Here is a 13,780-nt window from a genome sequence, read left to right as displayed (position 1 = left end):
ATTGCTCTCCTAACGTGGACCTGAGCTAAGGATAGATGTTCGGTTGGCGTTCATCGTGAAAACAGTGCAGGAGCCTGACCGGCTCCTGCGGTAGTTCAGATCCGGAAGCTGCCCACCAGCTGTTTCAACCGTGCCGCCTGCTGTTCCAGGTCGGCGCAGGCGCGCAGCGTCGATTGCAGGTTTTCCACGCCTTCCTGATTGAGGGTGTTGATCTCGGTGATGTCCATGTTGATCGACTCCACGACCGAGGTCTGCTCTTCGGTCGCGGTGGCCACCGACTGGTTCATGCCGTCGATCTCGCCAATGCGCTGGGTCACGCTGTTCAAGCGTTCGCCGGCCAGGTTGGCGATTTCCACGCTGTCATGACTGTGGCGCTGGCTGTCGCTCATGGTGCTGACCGAGTCACGGGCACCGATTTGCAGTTCCTCGATCATCTTTTGTACCTGCTGTGCCGACTCCTGGGTGCGATGGGCCAGGTTGCGCACTTCATCGGCGACCACCGCAAACCCGCGCCCGGCTTCCCCGGCGCGTGCGGCTTCGATGGCGGCATTCAGTGCCAGCAGGTTGGTTTGCTGGGAAATACTGGTGATTACCTCAAGAATCTGGCCGATATTCACCGTCTTGCTGTTAAGTGCTTCGATATTGCTGCTTGAGGCACTGATCATTGCAGACAGCTGAGTCATCGCCTTGATATTGCGTTCAACTACCTGTTGACCGTCTTCGGCCAATTGCCGTGCGTCACTGGCCTGGTTGGAGGCTTGGGCGGCGTTACGCGCGATTTCCTGTGCGGCGGCGCCCAGTTCGTTGATCGCGGCGGCAACGCTGTTGGTGCGGTTGGCCTGTTCGTCGGAATTGACCATCGACGAGTTGGACGCACTGACAACCCGCAGTGCGACTTCATTCACCTGTTGGGTGGCCGAGGACACTTCGCGGATGGACGTATGAATCCGCTCCACGAAGCGGTTGAATGCAGTGCCCAGGGTGCCGAACTCATCGTGATTCTGGATGGCCAGGCGGCGAGTCAGGTCACCTTCGCCGTCGGCGATGTCTTGCATGGCACGGGTCATGAGGTGCAGCGGTTGCAACAGCACGCGAATCAGCATGCCCAACAAGGCAATGATGATCACCACCGCAATGAGCGTGGCGATCACCGCCGAGGTGCGAAATTCGCTGAGCATGGCGAAGGATTTGTCTTTATCCACCGAAATGCCCAGGTACCAGTTCACCGACGGCAGGCCCTTGATTGGTGTGAAGGTCACGATGTTGTCCTTGCCATTGGCTTGGACTTCACTGAAGTCGCCGCTGATCTTCGGCGTGTTTTTTGGATACATGTCGGCCAGGGTTTTCATCACCAGGCTTTTGTCCGGGTGTACCAGCACCTTGCCGTCGGCGCTGACCAGGAACGCGTAGCCCATGCCGCCGAAGTTCAGCGCGCCGATGTTATCCACCAGGGTTTGCAGGCTCAGGTCGCCGCCCACCACGCCAATGCTCTGGCCGCCTTTAGCGCTGGGGGTAGCGATGGAGATGATCAACTGCCCCGTAGCGGCATCGATATACGGTTCGGTCAGCGTCGAGCCGTTGCTGCTTTGGGCGCCCTTGTACCAAGGCCGAACGCGTGGGTCGAAGCCATCTGGCATCTTCGTGTCGGGGCGGATGGTGAAGGCCCCTTTGCTATCGCCCACGTAGGTAGCCATGAAGGACGACGTCAGGGCTTTCTGTTCCAGCAAGCTGGCAACGGTCGAAGGCTCAGGGTTGATGGCGATGTTTTGCGCCGCGTTTTCCACCAGCGCAATGCGCCCGGTGAGCCAGGTCTGAATGTTGCTGGCGGTGACATCGCCCATTTCATGCAGGTAATTGTTAAGGTCGTCGCGAATGGCATTGCGTTGCAGGTAGTCGTTGTAGAGGGTGAACAGTGCGAAGGCCGCGATGACGATAAGGGAGGCTGCAAGCAGGATTTTATGGCTGAAACGCAGATTTTTATTCATAGCTTGAAGGGTCCGCTAAGGTCTTAATATCCGAAGCGCGTCCTTGTGGAACACGCGGGAGGGTAGCGTCAAAAAAGGTTGATATTTCCGTTGGTCCCTGTAGGAACTATCTGAGCGTTTTTTAGACTTTGTAGGTCTCACATCTGTCTTATCGACCTGGCGACATTAAAGATTAACCATGGGTGACGAAATGCCTGACTCCACGCAACTCCTTATCGGTGCCGGTCTTGACGGCCAGCCCATTGCCCAGGCCATGCGCCTGGCCAACCGTCACGGTTTGATCGCCGGCGCCACGGGCACAGGCAAGACGGTCACGTTGCAACGTCTGGCCGAAGCGTTCAGTGATGCGGGCGTCGCGGTATTTGCCGCAGATATCAAAGGTGACCTCTGTGGCCTGGGTGCCGCCGCCAACCCTCAGGGCAAAGTCGCAGAGCGCATCGCCGGCATGCCGTTCCTTAATTACACGGCCAAGGCGTATCCCGTCACGCTGTGGGATATCCACGGGCAGTCCGGTCATCCATTGCGCACCACCATCAGCGAAATGGGGCCGTTGTTGCTCGGCAGTTTGCTGGAGCTCACGGACAGCCAGCAGTCGGCCCTTTACGCGGCGTTCAAGGTGGCGGATCGCGAAGGCCTGTTGCTGCTGGATCTCAAGGACCTCAAGGCCCTGCTCAACCACCTGCGTTATCACCCGGAGTTGCTCGGCGAGGATGCGGCGCTGATGACCACCGGCTCCAGCCAGGCGCTGTTGCGGCGTCTGGCAGTATTGGAGCAGCAGGGCGCCGAGGCGTTGTTTGGCGAGCCGGCCCTGCAGCTTGAAGACATCTTGCAGCCCACCCGCGAGGGACGCGGGCGTATCCATCTGCTGGACGCCAGCCGCCTGGTGCATGAAGCACCGAAGGTGTACGCGACCTTCCTGTTGTGGTTGTTGGCGGAATTGTTCGAGCAACTGCCCGAGCGCGGCGACGCCGACAAACCGTTGCTCGCGCTGTTTTTCGACGAGGCGCATTTGTTGTTTGCCGACACGCCCAAGGCTTTGCAAGAGCGCTTGGAACAAGTGGTGCGGCTGATCCGTTCCAAGGGCGTGGGGGTGTATTTCGTCACCCAATCGCCGGGCGACCTGCCGGACTCCGTGCTGGCGCAACTGGGTTTGCGCATCCAGCATGGCCTGCGGGCGTTCACCACGAAAGAACAGAAATCCTTGCGAGCGGTTGCAGACGGGTTCCGGCCGAACCCGGCGTTTGATGCGTTATCGGTGTTGACCGAGTTGGGCACGGGTGAGGCATTGGTGGGCACCTTGCAGGAAAAAGGTACGCCGGAAGTCGTCCAACGCGTACTGGTCGCGCCGCCGCAATCGCGAATCGGGCCGCTCAGTTCGGCTGAACGCGCTGCATTGGTGGCCAGTTCGCCCTTGCAGGGGCGCTATGACAAGCCGATTGATCGCGAGTCGGCCTATGAAGTGTTGATGGCGCGCAAGGCGCTTGGACCGACCGAAGAGGCCAGGCAGGCCGACGAGGAGCCCAGTTTCACTGACAAGGCCGGGGCGTTTCTGGGAACCACCGCAGGCAAGGCGCTGAAATCCGCGATGCAGCAGGCCGCCAATCAGATGGGGCGCCAACTGGTGCGTGGTTTGCTGGGGTCTTTGCTGGGCGGCAGTAAGCGCAAGTAGCGGTTCAAGGTTTGGGCTTGCCATGGGCGGCCAGCCGCTCAAGTGCCGCGCGCAAGCCTGGATCGCTGATGCCGTCGGCCGTGGCCTGAATCGTCTCGGCCGCCGTCTCCGACAAGTCCATCGTGTGGCCCGCCGCGCCTTGCTGGACGGTCGGCGGCTGCACCTTGAACTGGATGCGCGTCAAGCTGGCGAACTCATCGAATGCCATCAATTGACGCTGCAGGCGTTTTTGCTGATAGCGCAGGCGGGTCGCCCAGTGACCATCTGTGACAATCAGCAGCAGGTTGCCTTCACGCCAGGACGCCACGTGGCAATGCTCACGGGCGGCCGGTTGAAGTTGGCTTTCGAGCAGGCGTTGCAAATGGCCCAAGCGTTGCGCATGGCCAAAGATGGCTTTCAACGGCTTGGCTTCGCGAAGCAACACGCTGGGCGCGCGGGCTGTAAGAGGGCGAAATGCCATGATTGGACACCTTAAGTAACAGAGCGGCCATCTTAGCAGAAAGCGTCTACGCGGCCCCGGGCAATGCATTGCCGGGGCTTTATCCACAAAATCAATGAGCTCCACGGGTTGAAGTTCGCGCAAAAGCCCTTATTTTAAACAAGCCCTCTCACAGCCCCTTGCCCGCCTCGGGGAACAACGCCACTTTCCTCACCCACGATTCCGGGTAGAATGCGCGTTCGCATGCGGCCGTGAGGGCTGCTCGGGCCACTCACGGTGCGCCCTCCATCCCTATGTGTGGAAGAACCTGCCGATATGTTTGCGCCTTTGTTAAAGAAACTTTTTGGAAGCAAGAATGAGCGCGAAGTCAAACGCATGCTCAAGACGGTGCAGCTGGTCAATGCCTTCGAAGAGCAGATGGTTGCCCTTTCGGACGAGCAATTGCGCGCCAAGACCGAAGAGTTCAAGGCCCGCATAGCCAAAGGTGAAACCCTCGACAAGCTGCTTCCCGAAGCCTTTGCGGTTGCCCGTGAAGCCGGTAAGCGTGTCATGGGCATGCGCCACTTCGACGTCCAGTTGATCGGCGGCATGACCTTGCATGAAGGCATGATTGCCGAAATGCGTACCGGTGAAGGCAAGACCCTGGTAGCAACCCTGGGTGTTTACCTCAACGCACTGTCCGGCAAGGGCGTGCACGTTGTGACGGTGAACGACTACCTGGCTCGCCGGGACGCCAACTGGATGCGCCCGCTGTATGAGTTCCTCGGCCTGACCGTAGGCGTGGTAACGCCGTTCCAGCCGCCGGAAGAGAAGCGCGCCGCCTACGCCGCCGACATCACCTACGGTACCAACAACGAATTCGGTTTCGACTACCTGCGCGACAACATGGCGTTCAGCATGGAAGAAAAATTCCAGCGCGAACTCAACTTTGCCGTGATCGACGAAGTCGACTCCATCCTCATCGACGAAGCCCGTACCCCGCTGATCATCTCCGGCCAGGCCGAAGACAGCTCGCGCCTGTACACCGAGATCAACAAGTTGATCCCGCGCCTTGAGCAGCACATCGAGGAAGTGGAGGGCGTGGTGACCAAAGAAGGTCACTTCACCATCGACGAGAAGACCCGCCAGGTCGAACTCAACGAAGCCGGTCACCAGTTCGTCGAAGACATGCTGACCCAGATCGGCCTGCTGGCCGAAGGCGAGAGCCTGTACTCGGCCCATAACCTGGGCCTGCTGACCCACGTGTATGCCGGCCTGCGTGCCCACAAGCTGTTCCATCGCAACGTCGAATACATCGTGCAGGATGGCCAGGTCGTACTGGTCGACGAACACACCGGCCGTACCATGCCGGGCCGTCGTCTGTCCGAAGGCCTGCACCAGGCCATCGAAGCCAAGGAAATGCTCAACATCCAGGCCGAAAGCCAGACGTTGGCGTCCACCACCTTCCAGAACTACTTCCGCCTGTACAACAAGCTGTCCGGCATGACCGGTACCGCCGACACCGAAGCGTTCGAATTCCACCAGATCTACGGCCTGTCGGTGGTGGTCATCCCGCCGAACAAGCCGCTGGCCCGTAAAGATTTCAACGACCTGGTGTTCCTGACCGCCGAAGAGAAATACGCGGCGATCATCAACGATATCAAGGACGGCATGGCCCAGGGTCGTCCGATCCTGGTAGGTACCGCCACCATCGAGACTTCCGAGCACGTGTCCAACCTGCTCAACAAGGAAGGTATCGAGCACAAGGTCCTCAACGCCAAGTTCCACGAAAAAGAAGCCGAGATCATCGCCCAGGCCGGTCGCCCGGGTGCGCTGACCATCGCCACCAACATGGCCGGTCGTGGTACCGACATCCTGCTGGGCGGCAACTGGGAAGTGGAAGTGGCTTCGCTGGACGATCCGACCCCTGAGCAGATCGCCCAGATCAAGGCTGACTGGCAGAAACGCCACCAGGCCGTGCTGGAATCCGGTGGCTTGCAGGTGATCGCATCCGAGCGCCACGAATCCCGTCGTATCGACAACCAGCTGCGCGGTCGTGCCGGCCGCCAGGGTGACGCCGGTTCCAGCCGTTTCTACCTGTCCCTGGAAGACAGCCTGATGCGCATCTTCGCCTCGGATCGGGTGAAGAACTTCATGAAGGCCCTGGGCATGCAGTCCGGTGAAGCGATCGAGCACCGCATGGTGACCAACGCCATCGAGAAGGCCCAGCGCAAGGTAGAAGGCCGTAACTTCGACATTCGTAAGCAACTGCTCGAGTTCGATGACGTCAACAACGAACAGCGTAAAGTGATCTATCACATGCGTAACACGTTGCTGGCCGCCGACAATATTGGCGAAACCATCGCCGATTTCCGTCAGGACGTGCTCAACGCCACTGTCAGCGCACATATCCCGCCACAATCGCTGCCTGAACAGTGGGATGTCGCCGGTCTGGAAGCTGCGTTGAAGAGCGACTTCGGTGTCGACTTGCCGGTCCAGCAATGGCTCGACGAAGACGACCACCTGTACGAGGAAACCCTGCGCGAGAAGCTCATGACCGAGCTGCTGGCCGCGTACAACGAGAAAGAAGAGCAGGCGAGTGCCGAAGCACTGCGCACCTTCGAGAAGCAAATCGTACTGCGCGTGCTGGACGACCTGTGGAAAGACCACCTGTCGACCATGGATCACCTGCGTCACGGCATCCACCTGCGTGGCTATGCCCAGAAGAACCCGAAGCAGGAGTACAAGCGCGAGTCGTTCACGCTGTTCTCCGAGTTGCTGGATTCGATCAAGCGCGATTCGATTCGCGTGCTGTCCCACGTTCAGGTGCGTCGCGAAGACCCGATCGAGGAAGAAGCGCGCCTGCGCCAGGAGGCCGAGGCACTGGCTGCGCGCATGCAGTTCCAGCACGACGAGGCACCCGGTCTGGAAGCGCCTGAAGTATTGGGTGAAGAGGTCGATGTGGCCCTGGCCCAGACCCCGGTTCGTAACGAGCAGAAGCTGGGCCGCAACGAACTGTGCTGGTGCGGTTCGGGCAAGAAGTACAAACACTGCCACGGCGAAATCAACTAAGATTTTTGCCTGACGCTGCTACACCCCGCGCCGCGACCGGCCCCTGCCGTCGCGGCGTTTTGCCATTAATTTCACCGTCGATCACGACGGCACAGACATCACCTATTTTTAAGGAGCGCATTCATGGCTGTTGGTCTTGGTCCTTTGCCCACATTGCACCCGGTTGCCGGTTTTGAGCTCGGTATCGCTTCGGCCGGCATCAAGCGCCCAGGGCGCAAGGATGTGGTGGTGATGCGCTGTGCCGAAGGCTCGACCGTTGCGGGCGTGTTCACCCTCAACGCCTTCTGCGCCGCGCCGGTGATCCTGGCCAAGCAGCGTGTTGCCGGCTCGATTCGTTACCTGCTGACCAACACCGGCAATGCCAACGCCGGTACCGGCGAGCCGGGGCTGGTCGCCGCTGCGCGCACCTGTGCCAAGCTGGCCCAACTGGCCGGCGTGGACGCCAGCCAAGTGCTGCCATACTCCACCGGCGTCATCGGTGAGCCGTTGCCGGTCGAAAAAATCGAAGGCGCCCTGCAAGCTGCGCTGGACGACCTGTCCGTGGATAACTGGGCGGCAGCCGCCACCGGCATCATGACCACCGACACCCTGCCAAAAGGCGCGAGCCGCCAGTTCGTGCACGACGGTGTAACGGTTACCGTGACCGGTATCAGCAAGGGCGCGGGCATGATTCGCCCGAACATGGCCACCATGCTTGGCTATATCGCCACCGACGCCAAGGTTTCCCGCGATGTGCTGCACAGCCTGATCCTGGACGGCGCCAACAAGTCGTTCAACCGCATCACCATTGATGGCGATACGTCCACCAATGACTGCTGCATGCTGATCGCCACCGGCCAGGCCAACCTGCCGGAAATCACCGAGGCCAGCGGCCCGCTGTTCGCGGCGCTGAAGCAGGCAGTGTTCGACGTGTGCATGGACGTGGCCCAGGCCATCGTGCGTGACGGTGAAGGCGCGACCAAGTTCGTGACCGTTGAAGTCAACGGCGGCGCCAACCACCAGGAATGCCTGGATGTCGGCTACACCGTGGCCCACTCGCCGCTGATCAAGACCGCGCTGTTCGCCTCCGACCCGAACTGGGGCCGTATTCTGGCTGCCGTCGGCCGTGCCGGCGTGCCGGACCTGGACGTGAGCAAGATCGACGTGTTCCTTGGCGACGTATGCATCGCCAGCCGTGGCGCCCGTGCCGAGACCTACACCGAAGCCCAGGGTTCGGCGGTGATGCAGCAGGAAGAAATCACCATCCGCATCGAGCTCGGTCGCGGTGAGTGCAGCGAAACCATCTGGACCACCGACCTGTCCCACGAGTACGTGAAGATCAATGCGGAATACCGCACCTGATAGAAGAGGATAAGCGCGGTGAAACGAGTGCATGTAGCAGCAGCGGTGATCCGCGGTGTCGACGGCAGGATCCTGCTGGCGCGCCGTGCCGATACCCAGCATCAGGGCGGCCTGTGGGAGTTTCCCGGTGGCAAGGTGGAGGCCGATGAGTCGGTCGCCACGGCCCTGTCCCGTGAGTTGCAGGAAGAGCTGGGTATCCAGGTCACCACGGCGCGACCGCTGATCAAGGTGCAACATGACTACCCGGACAAGCAGGTGTTGCTGGATGTCTGGGAAGTCTCGGCCTTTACCGGCGAGCCCCACGGTGCCGAGGGACAACCGCTGGAATGGGTGGCCCCGCGCGATCTGCCCCACTATGAGTTCCCGGCGGCCAATGCGCCGATCGTGGCGGCTGCGCGCTTGCCGGCCGACTACCTGATCACGCCGGGCGAGCTGGAAACGCCCACGCTCTTGCGCGGGATCCAGAAGGCTATTGCCGGTGGCATCAAGCTGATCCAGCTGCGGGCGCCCAACGGTTACGACCCCAAGTACCGCGACCTTGCGGTAGATGCGGTGGGCCTGTGCGCCGGTAAGGCGCAGTTGATGCTCAAGGGACCGTTTGAATGGCTCGGGGACTTCCCGGCGGCCGGCTGGCATATGACCTCGGCCCAACTGCGCAAATATGCGAGCAAGGGCCGGCCGTTGCCGAAGGATCGCTGGTTGGCGGCGTCATGCCATAACGCGGAAGAACTGGCGTTGGCGGAGTTGATGGACGTGGATTTTGTCACGCTGTCGCCGGTGCAGCCGACCCAGACCCATCCCGATGCGCAGCCGTTGGGCTGGGAGCAGGCGGCAGAGTTGATCCGTGGGTTCAGCAAACCGGTGTTTCTGTTGGGTGGGGTTGAGCCTGCGCAGCGGGAGCAGGCGTGGGAAGCCGGCGCTCAAGGTGTCGCAGGAATTCGGGCGTTCTGGCCTGAGGTTTGATGCTGTTCTGAAGGGCCCTATCGGGAGCAAGCCCCCTCCCACATTCGACCGGGTTCCAACTTTGGAATGTGATCGAAGTGTGGGAGGGGGCTACACCCCGATGAGGCCCTATCAGTCACCGAATCATCATCAGTGTGGCTTCGCCGCCGCCTGCCACAACACTTCTGCAACACCCTGGCGCTTGGCAATCACCCGCGCCGCCACAAACAGCAAATCCGACAGCCGATTGATATACGCCAACCCCACCCCTTCCAACGGCTCGACCGCATTCAAATGCTGACAGCGCCGCTCGGCACTGCGCGCCAGGCTGCGGCACACATGGGCCTGGGCAATCAGCGCTGAACCACCGGGCAAGATGAAATTCTCCAGGGGCCCGAGTTCTTCGTTCCAGCGATCGATCGCCGCTTCCAGCCGATCCACTTCCGCCGCGTTCAATGCCTTGTACTCCGGCATTGCCAACTCCCCACCCAGATCGAACAATCGATGCTGGCAAGGCGTAAGCACCTCGATCACGTCCTGTAAGCCTGGATGCTGCCCGCCGAGGGCTTCGAGATACGCCAGCAGTAACCCCAACTGGCTATTCAGCGTATCGACCTCTCCGATGGCTTCCACCCGGGGATGGTCCTTGGGCACGCGGCGGCCGTCGCCGAGGCCGGTTTCGCCTTTATCGCCGGTGCGGGTGTAAATCTTCGACAGGCGAAAGCCCATGGTCAGTGCTCCAGTTGGGTGAGTTCGTAAGGTGGCAGTTGGCCCGCCAGGGGCAGGCGCAAGGTGAAGCAGGTGCCTTGGCCGAGGGTGGAATGCACCTCCATCTGGCCCTTGTGGTTGTTGGTGATGATGAAGTACGACACCGACAGCCCAAGCCCGGTGCCCTGGCCGATTTCCTTGGTGGTAAAGAACGGCTCGAAGGTGCGTTTACGCACGTTTTCGCTCATGCCGATGCCATTGTCTTCCACCTGGATTTCCGCCCACGGCGGGTTAAGGCGCGTGCGCAGGATGATGCGCCCCGGTTCGCTGTCGTCCTCGCGCAGGTGAATGGCCTGGGCGGCGTTTTTCAGCAGGTTGAGCAGCACCTGTTCCAGTTCGTTGGCCGTGCCGGGCACGGGGCCCAGTTGCGGGTCGAACTGACGGATGATTGCCTGGCCCTTGAAATCGAAGCCAATGGCCAGGTCAAAGTCGTTACCGGCGATTTCTACCGCCTGGTCGATCAGCGCCGGCAGGTCGCAAGGCGCCATCTGCCGGTTGCTGCGGCGGCTGAAGCTGAGCATGTGGGTGACGATTTTCGCCGCCCGTGCCCCCGCCTGCTGGATACCGTCGAGCAGTTGCGGCACTTCGCGGCTTTGCAGGTAGCGGTTAACGGTGTCCAGCTCAACCCCCACCTGTTCGGCGTGTTCCAGGTTCTTGGGCAAGTCGGGGGACAGGCGCCGGCGAATGTTCTGCACGTTATGCAGGATCGCCCCCAGCGGGTTGTTGATCTCGTGGGCCATGCCGGCGGCAAGTCCGCCGACGGAGAGCATTTTTTCCGACTGCACCATCATCTCTTCCAGTGACAGGCGCTGGGTGATGTCGTCGATACGGATCACTACACCGCGCCCGGCACCGCCCATCAGCGGGTAGAAGGTCAGGGCGTAATGCTTGGGTTCGTCGGCCTTGATCCAGGTGACGCGCTCGATGCGTTCCACCGTGTGTTGTTCCACCGTGGCCTTGATCTGCGGCAGGTACGGCTTGAGCGGCTGGAAGGCGAGGTAGATCGGTTGATTCAGCGCTTCATCCAGGCGCGTGCCGGACAGGGCCGTGGCCTCCTGATTCCATTGGGTGACGTAGAGCTGTTCGTCCAGGGCGATCAGTGCCGAAGGCATCGAGTCGATGATGCTGTTCAGGTAGTTCTGGAAACCGGTGAGCTTTTTCTCGATCTTGCTGCGCACCTGGACTTCCAGCTCCAGCTTGCGGTTGGTGTGGCGTGTCTCTTCGGCCAGGCCTTGTGCCTGGTCGTAGGCCGCCTGGGAGTCGTCCCGTGCGCGCTTGAGCTGCTGCTCCCGGGCTTCGATGCGCGACAGCATGGTGTTGAAGGCTTCGGCGAGGCTGCCGATTTCATCGCGGTTGCCCCGGCCGGCACGCAGGGCGTAGTTCTCTTCGCGGGTGACCTGGCGTGACAGCTCTTCGAGTTCATGGATCGGCCGGGTGATCAGGCGTTTGATCTGCCGGGCGATGATCAACCACAGCAGCACACTGAAAATCAGGATGCCCAGGCTCGCCGTCAATGTGCCGGTATAGAAGGCCACCGGCAGCTCACTGCTGGCCACCAGCAGCAGGTGGCCGGACGGTTGGCCGGGTCGGGGCAGGGTGATGACCTGGTTACTGCGAAATTCGGTCACGCGCCAGGCTTCGATATGCCGGTAGTTGTCCGGCAGGTGCAGGCGATCGCCGTGTTGCATCTGCGCCAGGCGATTGCCTTCGCCGTCGTACAGGGCGGCGGCGCGCAGAGGCGAATAGCTGGTCAGTTCATTGAGCAGCGCATCGGCCTTGGCCGGGGATTCAAGGGCTTCGGCGGCTAGAGCCGGGTTGGATACCAGCCGGCCGATGGCCTGCAAGGCCTGGGGCGCCATGCTTTCCTGGGAGATCCAGTAGGCGGCGCTGATAAAGGTCAGGTTGGCCACCAGCAGGACGGTGGTCAGCAGCACCAGCAGGGCGGCCAGCAGTTTCTGCCCGACCGGTAGGTTTTCTAGACGCTGGCGCAGCGGCATCAGGGTTTTCCCAGGTGATAGACAGGCGGGCAGGGTAGCGCGTGCCTCAGTCGCGGGGCAATCCGCGTGCAAGTAACTGCTCGACCAGGCGCACTTGCAGTTGTTGCACATGGGGCAGGCTCAATTGGTGACGGGCGGCCGCCTGGCAAGCATAGCCCAACAAGTAGCTGATTTCGGTGCGGCGGGCGTTGGCCACGTCCTGGTACATGGAGGAATAATTGGCGGCCGTGGCCTGGATAACCCGTTCCACTTCCTGGTGCAGACCCCGCGCGGCGGCGGGTTGGCCGCAGCATTCCAACAGTTCGCCAAGCTCGGCACACAGGGTCGCGACTTCACATTGATGGCTCTGCAGTTCGCCATTGCGGCACTGGTAAAGCACCGTCAGCGGGTTGATCGCGCAATTGAGCGCCAGTTTGCGCCACAGGCGCGTCAGGATGTCGGTACTCCATTCGTGGGGGATGCCCGCAGCGTGCAGGTCATCCAGCCACAGCGGCGGAGTAGGGTGGCTCGCGTCCCCCAGCCAGGTGTAGCCATGGCCGGCGAACACCACGCGCCAGTCACCGTCGCGAAACGCGCCTTCGGTGCTGGAGGCAAAAATGCAGCGCGCCTGGGGCAGTTGCGCGGCCACCGCGTCTTGGCTGCCGAGGCCGTTCTGCAGCAGGATCAGCTCGGCGTCCGGTGCGAGGCGGTGTTGCAGTTGTGCGACAGCGCCCTGGGCGTCGTAGGCCTTGCACGCTACCAGCAGGCGATGAATCGGCTCGGGGCTGTAGGGCGTTTCAGCGAACACCGGGTAGGTATGGGCGACGCCGTGTTCCACCAGGGTCAAGCCGGGTGAAGCCCGGTAGCTGGCCAGGCGCGTGGCATCGCGCAGGATCAACCTGACGGGTAAGCCGGCACGAGCCAGGCGGGTGGCCCACAGTGTGCCCAGGCTGCCCGCGCCAAGAATATGCCAGGTGGTCGACATCAGTTTCTGCTCCGTAGGGTCGCTCACAGTGAACGGGACGAAAGAACCGCTATAATGCCCCGGCATTTTAGCTCGGGCGCGCTCCATCTCTACTGAGCCCGCCCCTTATATTGGAGAAATCACATGCCTTCGTTCGACGTGGTATCTGAACTGGACAAACACGAAGTCACCAACGCCGTCGAGAACGCCGTCAAGGAGCTGGACCGCCGCTATGACTTGAAAGGCAAGGGCAGCTTCGAATTCAAGGAAAAGGAACTGACCGTCAACCTGACCGCTGAAGCCGATTTCCAGCTGGAAGCGATGATCGAGATCCTCAAGCTGTCGTTGGTCAAGCGCAAGATCGACGCGCAGTGCCTTGAAATCAAGGACGCCTACGCCTCCGGCAAGCTGATGAAGCAGGAAGCCGTACTCAAGGAAGGTATCGACAAGGAGCTGGCAAAGAAGATCGTTGCCCATATCAAGGATGCCAAGCTGAAAGTCCAGGCGGCCATCCAGGGTGAGCAGGTTCGTGTCACCGGCAAGAAGCGTGATGACCTGCAGGATGCCATTGCCGCCCTGCGCGCCAAGACCTTCGACATGCCGCTGCAGTTCAATAACTTCCGCGACTGATGGCACATTGGGGAA

The 13,780-nt window shown here is 61.2% G+C and carries 10 protein-coding genes and 1 pseudogene; 5 read left to right on the top strand and 6 right to left on the bottom strand.

Annotated elements, in window-relative coordinates:
* Positions 1-95: 95 nt before the first annotated feature.
* Both F6S08_RS31530 and F6S08_RS31525 read right to left on the bottom strand, forming a co-directional pair.
* The gene (locus F6S08_RS31530; RefSeq protein ID WP_370671262.1) at positions 96-860 is read right to left on the bottom strand and encodes a methyl-accepting chemotaxis protein; all 765 of its coding nucleotides are present in this window, start codon (positions 858-860) and stop codon (positions 96-98) included.
* A gap of 93 nt (positions 861-953) precedes the next feature.
* A pseudogene (locus F6S08_RS31525) lies at positions 954-1,985 on the bottom strand (cache and HAMP domain-containing protein); the annotation flags it as partial.
* A 190-nt stretch (positions 1,986-2,175) separates the two neighbouring features.
* On the opposite strand from F6S08_RS31525, the gene F6S08_RS23890 reads away from it, so the two are divergent.
* Positions 2,176-3,654 carry a helicase HerA-like domain-containing protein gene (locus F6S08_RS23890; protein ID WP_065925936.1) on the top strand — a complete coding sequence of 493 codons (1,479 nt, stop codon included), beginning with the start codon at positions 2,176-2,178 and terminating at the stop codon, positions 3,652-3,654.
* Positions 3,655-3,658: 4 nt separating this feature from the next.
* Here the strand turns inward: F6S08_RS23890 and F6S08_RS23885 are convergent, their stop codons facing one another.
* A complete protein-coding gene (locus F6S08_RS23885; protein WP_027605525.1) occupies positions 3,659-4,114 on the bottom strand; it encodes a DUF721 domain-containing protein in 456 nt (151 codons plus the stop codon).
* Between the two features lie 294 nt (positions 4,115-4,408).
* Here F6S08_RS23885 and secA point away from each other — a divergent pair, with 294 nt between their 5' ends.
* The 3 genes from secA (at position 4,409) to F6S08_RS23870 (ending at position 9,448) form a co-directional block, all read left to right on the top strand.
* Positions 4,409-7,144: a preprotein translocase subunit SecA gene (gene secA, locus F6S08_RS23880; RefSeq protein ID WP_027605526.1), complete on the top strand. Its 2,736-nt coding sequence runs from the start codon at positions 4,409-4,411 to the stop codon at positions 7,142-7,144.
* 123 nt (positions 7,145-7,267) lie between these two features.
* A complete protein-coding gene (argJ, locus tag F6S08_RS23875; RefSeq protein WP_137212674.1) occupies positions 7,268-8,485 on the top strand; it encodes a bifunctional glutamate N-acetyltransferase/amino-acid acetyltransferase ArgJ in 1,218 nt (405 codons plus the stop codon).
* An 18-nt stretch (positions 8,486-8,503) separates the two neighbouring features.
* Complete coding sequence (locus F6S08_RS23870) at positions 8,504-9,448, top strand: Nudix family hydrolase (protein ID WP_065925886.1); 945 nt, start codon at positions 8,504-8,506, stop codon at positions 9,446-9,448.
* A gap of 129 nt (positions 9,449-9,577) precedes the next feature.
* On the opposite strand, the gene F6S08_RS23865 is transcribed toward F6S08_RS23870, so the two are convergent.
* Genes F6S08_RS23865 through F6S08_RS23855 form a run of 3 tightly spaced genes read right to left on the bottom strand, consistent with a single transcriptional unit; the run spans position 9,578 to position 13,156 of the window.
* Entirely contained in the window at positions 9,578-10,156 is a 579-nt protein-coding gene (locus F6S08_RS23865; protein ID WP_065939170.1) for a cob(I)yrinic acid a,c-diamide adenosyltransferase, read from the bottom strand.
* A 2-nt stretch (positions 10,157-10,158) separates the two neighbouring features.
* Positions 10,159-12,192, bottom strand: coding sequence for a sensor histidine kinase (locus F6S08_RS23860; RefSeq protein ID WP_315872408.1), 2,034 nt, complete (start codon positions 12,190-12,192; stop codon positions 10,159-10,161).
* Between the two features lie 46 nt (positions 12,193-12,238).
* On the bottom strand, positions 12,239-13,156 hold the full coding sequence (locus F6S08_RS23855) for a putative 2-dehydropantoate 2-reductase (protein ID WP_315872407.1): 918 nt from the start codon (positions 13,154-13,156) through the stop codon (positions 12,239-12,241).
* A gap of 123 nt (positions 13,157-13,279) precedes the next feature.
* Between F6S08_RS23855 and F6S08_RS23850 the strand changes: the two genes are divergently transcribed.
* Positions 13,280-13,765: a YajQ family cyclic di-GMP-binding protein gene (locus tag F6S08_RS23850; protein ID WP_053135814.1), complete on the top strand. Its 486-nt coding sequence runs from the start codon at positions 13,280-13,282 to the stop codon at positions 13,763-13,765.
* Positions 13,766-13,780: the final 15 nt, after the last annotated feature.

The sequence above is a fragment of the Pseudomonas sp. JV449 genome, assembly GCF_032424295.1.
Classification (GTDB): Bacteria; Pseudomonadota; Gammaproteobacteria; order Pseudomonadales; family Pseudomonadaceae; genus Aquipseudomonas; species Aquipseudomonas marginalis.
This window is presented reverse-complemented; position numbering and strand designations above follow the sequence as displayed.